Annotated in this window: 6 protein-coding genes; 5 read left to right on the plus strand and 1 reads right to left on the minus strand. The window is 34.3% G+C overall.

What is annotated here, in order from left to right; translation table 11 throughout:
• Window positions 1-511 precede the first annotated feature (511 nt).
• Genes C7U55_RS13030 through C7U55_RS13050 form a run of 5 tightly spaced genes read left to right on the plus strand, consistent with a single transcriptional unit; the run spans window position 512 to window position 5,582 of the window.
• Window positions 512-1,393, plus strand: a complete 882-nt coding sequence (locus C7U55_RS13030; protein WP_106988917.1) for a PRD domain-containing protein — start codon at window positions 512-514, stop codon at window positions 1,391-1,393.
• Entirely contained in the window at window positions 1,386-2,774 is a 1,389-nt protein-coding gene (locus tag C7U55_RS13035) for a PTS transporter subunit EIIC (protein ID WP_106988918.1), read from the plus strand. Before C7U55_RS13030 ends, C7U55_RS13035 begins: the two co-directional genes overlap by 8 nt.
• Before the next feature lie 2 nt (window positions 2,775-2,776).
• Window positions 2,777-3,268, plus strand: coding sequence for a PTS sugar transporter subunit IIA (locus C7U55_RS13040; protein ID WP_106988919.1), 492 nt, complete (start codon window positions 2,777-2,779; stop codon window positions 3,266-3,268).
• Window position 3,269: 1 nt separating this feature from the next.
• Window positions 3,270-4,706, plus strand: coding sequence for a glycoside hydrolase family 1 protein (locus C7U55_RS13045; protein ID WP_106988920.1), 1,437 nt, complete (start codon window positions 3,270-3,272; stop codon window positions 4,704-4,706).
• 57 nt (window positions 4,707-4,763) lie between these two features.
• A complete protein-coding gene (locus C7U55_RS13050) occupies window positions 4,764-5,582 on the plus strand; it encodes a Cof-type HAD-IIB family hydrolase (RefSeq protein ID WP_227280083.1) in 819 nt (272 codons plus the stop codon).
• Window positions 5,583-5,730: 148 nt separating this feature from the next.
• On the opposite strand, the gene C7U55_RS13055 is transcribed toward C7U55_RS13050, so the two are convergent.
• A complete protein-coding gene (locus tag C7U55_RS13055) occupies window positions 5,731-7,419 on the minus strand; it encodes an IS1634 family transposase (protein ID WP_106988922.1) in 1,689 nt (562 codons plus the stop codon).
• Between the last annotated feature and the right edge of the window lie 364 nt (window positions 7,420-7,783).

Genomic DNA, 7,783 nt, shown 5'->3' on the forward strand with positions numbered 1-7,783 from the left:
TTCGTTTTTAGCGTATTCCAAGGGATTATCCGTTATAAGAAGAAGCTCAGAATGTTTACCTAATCTTTTGATATTTTTGGTTGTCGTTTTTTTACCATTTCTAAATCCCTGCTGAATATAGTAAGTAGGATCTTTAAGTCGTTTATCATAATACAGTTTCATAGAAGCAGCCATCCTTTACAACTATTATATCACAATTACAACACATACAACAGTAAAAAAATAAAAATTTGACGAAAAAAAAGCCGTACATAAACGACATTTGGCTATTTCGACTATGAGCAAGTGTTAAACTCCCGGGTGGGAATAAATTTTTCTTTTGACCAAAACCAGAAAAAAATAAAAATACTGTTGACATTGAAAGCGGTACCGGCTATACTTAAAGTGTAATACAAATTAAGACTTGTTACTTAATCTAAGCTATTAAGGCAAATTCTTACGTTAGTTTATCTGAGGCGGTAAACTAAATGTTTGAGTTTGCCTTTTTAATTTGTATTTGGGGAGGAGAATCATGCTCAAGTTAGATAAACAGGTGTACAGGACATTTAAAGTAGTGAACAATAATATTGTTATCGTTAAAGATTCAAACGGCCGTGAAATGATAGCGATAGGAAAGGGACTTGGGTTTAAAAAAAGCAAGAATGATATTGTTTATCCTGAAGAAATTATGAAGACATATATTTATCTGGACAGACAGAAAAATTTAAATCTTACTTTATTTGAAGAAGTGCCTTTCGAAGTGATTGAAGTATCACAACATATTATTGATTATGCTGCTAAAACATTGAATCAAAAATATAATGTCAACTTACTTGTCAGTCTTTCGGATCATATTGATTTCAGTGTTAAACAATTCAGAGAGGGAAATAATACCTCAAAGTTGTTTAATGAAGAGATTAAGAGATTTTACGAAGATGAGTACCAAGTAGGTAAGTGTGCTATTCAATATATTAACGAAACTCTGCATGTAGATCTTCCAAAAGATGAAGCAACATCTATTGCTTTCCATCTGATTGTGGCGTCTCAAGAAAAAACAAATATTGAAACAAGAGAATTGCTCGAAGGCGTAAACAGTATTGTGAATATCACAATGAAATATCTTGGAAATCAGATAGATGAAGATTCGTTAGCGTATTCAAGGTACATTATTCACCTGAAATTTTTCTTAAGCAGAATTGTCAGTCATCAAACTTCTAACGGTTCTATTGAAGTTACTAATATATTCGGTCAATTGGTCACGAAGTATGAAGGAGTTGACAGGTGTATTCATGAAATCAGTGAATTTATTAATGGAAAGTTTAATTACAGATGTACTGATGAAGATTGTATTTATTTAATGATTCATATTGTAAGGCTGTATGAGTTACAAAGAAAGGACGATACTAATGGCTAAAATAGATTATGATAATTTGACAAAGCAGATAGTGGAATATGTAGGTGGTGTCGAAAATATCAAAACAATTACACACTGCGTAACACGTTTAAGGCTATATTTGAATGACAGAAATAAAGCAGAGGATGAGAAAATAAAAAATCTACCTGGAGTATTAGGTGTGGTTTATGGAAATCAGCAGTACCAGATTATTCTTGGTGAACATTTATTCCCTGTATTTGATAATCTTGAAAAAAATTATTCAGTACAGACAGAAGCTCCAATTAATGAGAATCTTGATGAAAATCTTGTGTCTGGTAATGAGAAGAAGAATTTCAAATATTATTTTGAAAAAGCAATTACATTTATGTCTCAGTCACTGACACCATTCATTACTGTAGTGTATGGAGCAGGTATGCTGAAAGTAATTCTCTCTTTACTGAATTACTTCATCCCATCAGCAGCAAGTTCTACAGCATATACAATGCTTAACTTCATGTCCAGTGCACCATTCTACTTTATGCCTGTATTAGTGGCATATGGTACAAGTAAAGTTTTAAAATCCAATCCTGCTTTTTCAATGGCAATTGCACTGACATTGGTATATCCGGATTTTAATACTATTATGACTGCCGGAAAAGCTACTACAATGTTTGGACTTCCTGTACATTTAGCTTCCTATGGTAGTACATTACTTCCAGGTATTTTTACAGCTATTCTATGTGCATATCTGGAAAGATTCTTCTACAGAGTAATTCCTGGATTATTCAGAAGTGTATTTGCTCCATTATGTGTATTCTTAATTGGTTTTCCAATCGTTGTATTAGCATTAGGTCCTATTGGTAATATTGTTGGTTCTTGGATTGTCGCAGGTATCATCTGGTTACAAGCACATGTAGGTGGATTTGCTCCGGGTATTATTGCCGCAGCTCAGCCATTCTTGGTTATGATGGGTGTAAATATGTTGCCTGTAGCTCCTATGATGGAATTGTTCTCTCGTACTGGGTATGATAATGTGTTCAGACCTGGTTGGATTTTACATAACATTTCTGAATGTGGTTCCTGTTGTGCTGTTGCTTTAAAAACTAAAGATAAAGAATTTAGGGCAACTGCATTATCAGCTGGTATCGGTGCTATGCTTTCCGGTGTTTCTGAACCTGCATTATACGGTGTTAATCTTCGCTTGAAAAAACCGATGATTGGTCTTGTAGCCGGTGGTATTGCTGGTGGTGCTGTTGCCGGGTATATGGGTGCTAAAGCTTTTGCAATGGGTTATTCTTCTATCCTTGGTGTAGTTATTTTTGAAAAAACTATGGGAGCAATTCTTGCGGGTGTTGCTGTTTCCTTCGTGGTCTCATTTCTATGCACTTATGTTTTATATGATGGAAGGAGCATCAAATAAGTATGTTTAAGTTGTTTTCAAAAAAAGAAGAAAACACAAATGATTTTGCAGCTGTGGTAAGTGGGAAAATCATTCCACTTACTGCAGTGAATGACGATGTGTTTTCTAAAGGTATGATGGGAACCGGTGTTGCCATTGTGCCTGATGATGATGTAATTGTGGCTCCATGTGATGGAGAGGTCACAATGTTGTTTCCTACCATGCATGCATTTGGAATGAAAAATGAAGATGGTGTAGAAATACTGGTACATATTGGTATTGATACTGTAAATAAACAAGGTGTTGGATTTAAAAAGTTTGTAGATGCTGGCACAACAGTCCACAGAGGGGATAAAATCATTCGCATGAATTCCTATGATTTGAAACAGGAAGGATATGATCTGACAACAATGATGCTTTTTCCTGGTTGTGAGAAGAAAATGAGTTTCACTACAGATGGATATGCAAAAAAAGGAAAAACAATAGTAGCTGAATATAAGAAAGAAGGAGAATAATATGGCATTTTTAAATAAAGAAGTAAAAAAGGAATTTCCTGAAGGATTTTTATGGGGTGGTGCAGTAGCTGCTAACCAATGTGAAGGTGCTTATCTGGAAGATGGCAAACAAATGTCTACTGCTGACATTAAAGCAAGAGGTTTTTTTGGAGGATTGAGAAGAGATGCAGATTATTATCCTACTCATAAGGCCATTGACTTCTATCATACCTATAAGAGTGATTTAAAATTGATGGCTGAAGCTAATTTTAATATCTTCAGAACATCTATCAACTGGGCCAGAATTTATCCGACTGGAGAAGAAGAAACTCCTAATCAAAAAGGACTTGATTTCTATCATGATATGTTTAAATACTGTCATGAACTTGGAATGAAAGTAATGGTTACTATTTCTCATTATGAAACACCATTATATTTAGTAGACACATATGGTGGATGGGATAATCGTAAATTTATTGAGTTTTACATGAAGTTCGTCAGAACGATTGTAGATAATCTGGATGATGTTGTTGATTACTGGCTGACATTTAATGAAATTGGTAACGCGGCTGTAAAACCTATCTGTTGGGATGCTGCATGTATTTATCCTGACAGCGAAAATCTGCTGCAAAGAATGTATCAGGCAGCACATCACCAGTTTGTAGCAAGTGCACTTGCAGTAAAGTATATTCACCAGCATTCTAACCATGCTAAAGTTGGGGCAATGATTGCGTACAAGACAGTGTATCCTTACACATGTAACCCAAAAGATGTTATTGCTGCTGAAAAAGAAAAGAGAAAAGAGTATTTCTTCTCCGATGTTCAGGTAAGAGGAAAGTATCCGGATTATATCTGGCAGTATTTTGAAGAAAATAATATCAAAATCACTTTTGAAGAGGGAGATGAAGAAATTATTGCTTCTTATCCTGTAGACTTCATTACATTCTCTTATTACAGAAGCAGAGTAGTATCTTCTGAAGAGACTGAAGCTGCTGAAAAGATTATTGATACAAATACACTTGAAGGTATTGTAAATCCATATTTACCAAAGACAGGATGGGGATGGTCAGTTGACCCAGACGGATTAATGCTGGCTTTACAGGATTTATATGACAGATATCAGAAGCCATTATTTATTTCTGAAAATGGATTAGGCGCTATTGACACGGTAGAGGAAGGTAATGTAATTAATGATGATTATCGTATTGATTACATGAGAAAACATGTTCAGGCTATGCAAAGAGCTATTGAAAAGGGTGTTGATCTGTTCGGATATACTATGTGGGGTCCTATTGATATTGTTTCTAATGGTACAGGACAAATGTCAAAGAGATACGGCATCATCTACGTTGATTTGGATGATGAAGGAAATGGTACAGGAAACAGATATCTGAAGAAGAGTTACAATTGGTACAAAACGGTCATTGGTACTAATGGCAAAGATTTAGGAATTGAATAAAAAATAGAAAAGATGTTCGGAAATCATAGAACATCTTTTTTATCAGGAGTTGTGAATATGGCAATATTGTTTTTAGATGTAGATGGGACATTAATTAATTATAAAGCACAAATACCATCATCAGCAAAAGAGGCGGTTATCGCAGCAAGAAAAAATGGGCATTTTGTATTTTTGTGTACTGGATGTTCTAAACAGGAAATACTGGAAAGACATTTTGATTTTGAATTGGATGGTTTTATTGGAGGAAATGGAAATTATATTGAAGTACAAGGCACAGAAATATTTCATAAACCATTAACTTATGTTCAATGTAAACATTTTACAGATTGGTGTATTTCAAGATCTCTTGCCTATAGATTTGAGTGTAACAGTGGCATATATATCAGTGATGATTATATGGAAAAGTCAGTACAGGCTCGTATGAAATATGCATTTGGTAATAATAAATCAGCTGTAAATGCACCAATAAACCCAGCTTTTAGAAAAATGACATCAAAATATAGAGATGATGTAAACAAGACAGCATTTGTATTAAATAGTTATCAAGATTATCTGGATGCCGTGAAAGAGTTTAAGGATATGGTTGTGGGAACCTGGGGTGGAAAAGGGCAACTTGCCCTTTATGGAGATACCAGTCCCGAAGGAATCAGTAAAGAATTTGCTATCAATAAGTTACTGGACTATTTACATATAGATAAAAAAGAATCTATATGTTTTGGTGATTCTTCAAGTGATCTTCCTATGTTTAATGCCTGTAATATAAAGATTGCCATGAAAAATGGAAACGATGAAATAAAGCAAAAAGCAACCTATATTGCCGATGATGTAGATGATAATGGAGTATATAAAATGTTCAAACAATTACAAATCATTTAATATGATGCATATAAAAAACAATGTTAAATACATTTCAGAAGATTGTGAAATTTTGTGTATTCCTTTATGGCATGAATGGTTTTTAGATAGTATAGTACCTGACTTTAGAGGTTGAATAGTAAAAAATGGTGCAACACTCGATATTTGATTATCGAGTATGCATCATTTTTATTTGTTTATCTGTTAGATAATAATTTGTTATTGGTTGATTTAATTTTTTGGATAGATCTGTTACGAATTCTTTGCTGGTTAATAGATTTATGAATCTTGTGGAGTTGATTCTTACAACTCGGAATTTTCTCATGAAATCGTATATTGTACTTGCTGAGTATTTATTTTTCAGAATCTTGAATTGAAGGATTCGTGATAATAACACGGCTGTGTAACAGATGAAGAAATGCCCTTTGATCCGATTTTCTTTTTGTAGATAGACCGGACGTGTATCAAGTTCGGACTTCATGATGCGGAAGGATTCTTCAATTTGCCAAAGCTGATGATAAGCATTGTATATGTCTTTTGATGACATATTGATTTCAGATGTTACGAGCATATTATATCCGGCTAGTTCTTTGTCTTTGTCTATAGCTTTTTGATTTAGCTGGGGTTTTATACTTTTCCCCTGATCATCTAGAAACTGCATATATTTTGATGATTCACCATATTCTTCTTTTTTGGCCTGGCATGCACGGTGTGCCTTGGCTTTTTCAATCATTCTATTGATTTCCATCAGTTTCTTCTTCGCGAGACTGAAGTTATAGGTAACTGTTCTTTTTTCTTTTATATTACGAGTTATGACATTCCCGTAATCATCCTTGTATGAATAGGTAAACGTATCGATGCATTCCTTGATTTTATAAACGGGTTCTCCGTTCTGATCAAACACTGTTTCGAATCCGTCATCAAGAAGAACCCATTGTCTTTCTTTTTCAGGAAGGGTTTTTACAGATTTCGAAAACAGATAGCCATCTCCATTATCGATAGCTTCAATAATATTTTTAGCACAGTTAAGGCCTTTATCAGCAATTTGGATGGTACGGCCCTTGATATTGTTTCTTGATTTCAAATCGTGGATTAGGTCACGCATGACCGGCTTTTCAGATTCATTGCCTGGGAATATCTTCATGCCGACTGGTAACATCTGTGCGTCTAAAAGAAGGCCCATTCCCACAATAGGGTCCCTTCGATTTTCTTTGGAAGGACCTCTTTTTTGAAGAGTAGATTCCTTATCGATTTCAAAGTAATAGTTTGTACAATCAAAATAAGAACGTCTGGAATCCAGAATAAAATTGTCATCAGTCGCAACGGTTAGTATTTCAACCAGTTTCTCATATTCTTCGCCCATGAATTCCAAGCCCTCTAGGAGTTGATCATAACTGAAGTTTTTTTGAACATATAGCTTTGGAAGAATATCATGAAAAGTCTGATGTTTAGATAAAGGCGCAACAACACGAGCATATACAAGAGCGGAAAAGACATCATATACATCGAACTCGAACTTCCTTGAAGAACTTAAATACCCAAAATGTTCTTTTACATCCAGCATGTTCAAGATTTTCGCAATTGGTACATAACCCAGACACAGTTCTGGTGAAATGTCAGAAATCTGTTGAAAGTTGATGCGACACTTTTCTGTCTCCCGTTTAGAATTCAGTTCATTGACTTCTTTCTGAAAATGAGAGATTGGATCATCTATACCTTGTTCGATAAGAGCATCAACGAACCCGATTTTACGAAAACTTTTATGTCGGGTGTTCTTGGTTTCTGGAGAATAAAAACTCTCATAGATGGAAAGATAAAGTCTGTCATTTCGTTTTGTTTTTTTAAGAAAATAGGCCATAGAAAGTGTCCTCCAAACATTACACAATTACACCATAATTATACCAAATAAATAAAAAAATAAAATTCTATTAATCTACAATCGTGTGGTTGACAAAATGAAAGTAGTGTATCCGTTTTATGAATCTGTTATAATTAAAAAGCCAAAGAAAGTTAATGTCTAAGCAGTCATTTGGAACTTTGTTTGGCGACATCCTCACCGAATGGCTGCTTAGACATGTTGAGGATGTTTTTTATGTCTAATTTTGAAAATCCTTTTAAGGATTTTGTTTTTAGTTTACCCGAAGATAAACTAGATCTTTTGATTGAATGCATCAACAATAGAAAAGATTATGATTTATATGGTGTTACTAACCTAGAAGATG

Source organism: Faecalibacillus faecis, assembly GCF_003024675.1.
Classification (GTDB): Bacteria; Bacillota_I; Bacilli_A; order Erysipelotrichales; family Coprobacillaceae; genus Faecalibacillus; species Faecalibacillus faecis.

What these genes read in the sequence shown, in the direction of transcription:
- C7U55_RS13030 (WP_106988917.1), top strand. Translation starts at nt 512, where the DNA reads ATGCTCAAGTTAGATAAACAGGTGTACAGGACATTTAAAGTAGTGAAC.
- C7U55_RS13035 (WP_106988918.1), top strand. Translation starts at nt 1,386, where the DNA reads ATGGCTAAAATAGATTATGATAATTTGACAAAGCAGATAGTGGAATAT.
- C7U55_RS13040 (WP_106988919.1), top strand. Translation starts at nt 2,777, where the DNA reads ATGTTTAAGTTGTTTTCAAAAAAAGAAGAAAACACAAATGATTTTGCA.
- C7U55_RS13045 (WP_106988920.1), top strand. Translation starts at nt 3,270, where the DNA reads ATGGCATTTTTAAATAAAGAAGTAAAAAAGGAATTTCCTGAAGGATTT.
- C7U55_RS13050 (WP_227280083.1), top strand. Translation starts at nt 4,764, where the DNA reads ATGGCAATATTGTTTTTAGATGTAGATGGGACATTAATTAATTATAAA.
- C7U55_RS13055 (WP_106988922.1), bottom strand. Translation starts at nt 7,419, where the DNA reads ATGGCCTATTTTCTTAAAAAAACAAAACGAAATGACAGACTTTATCTT.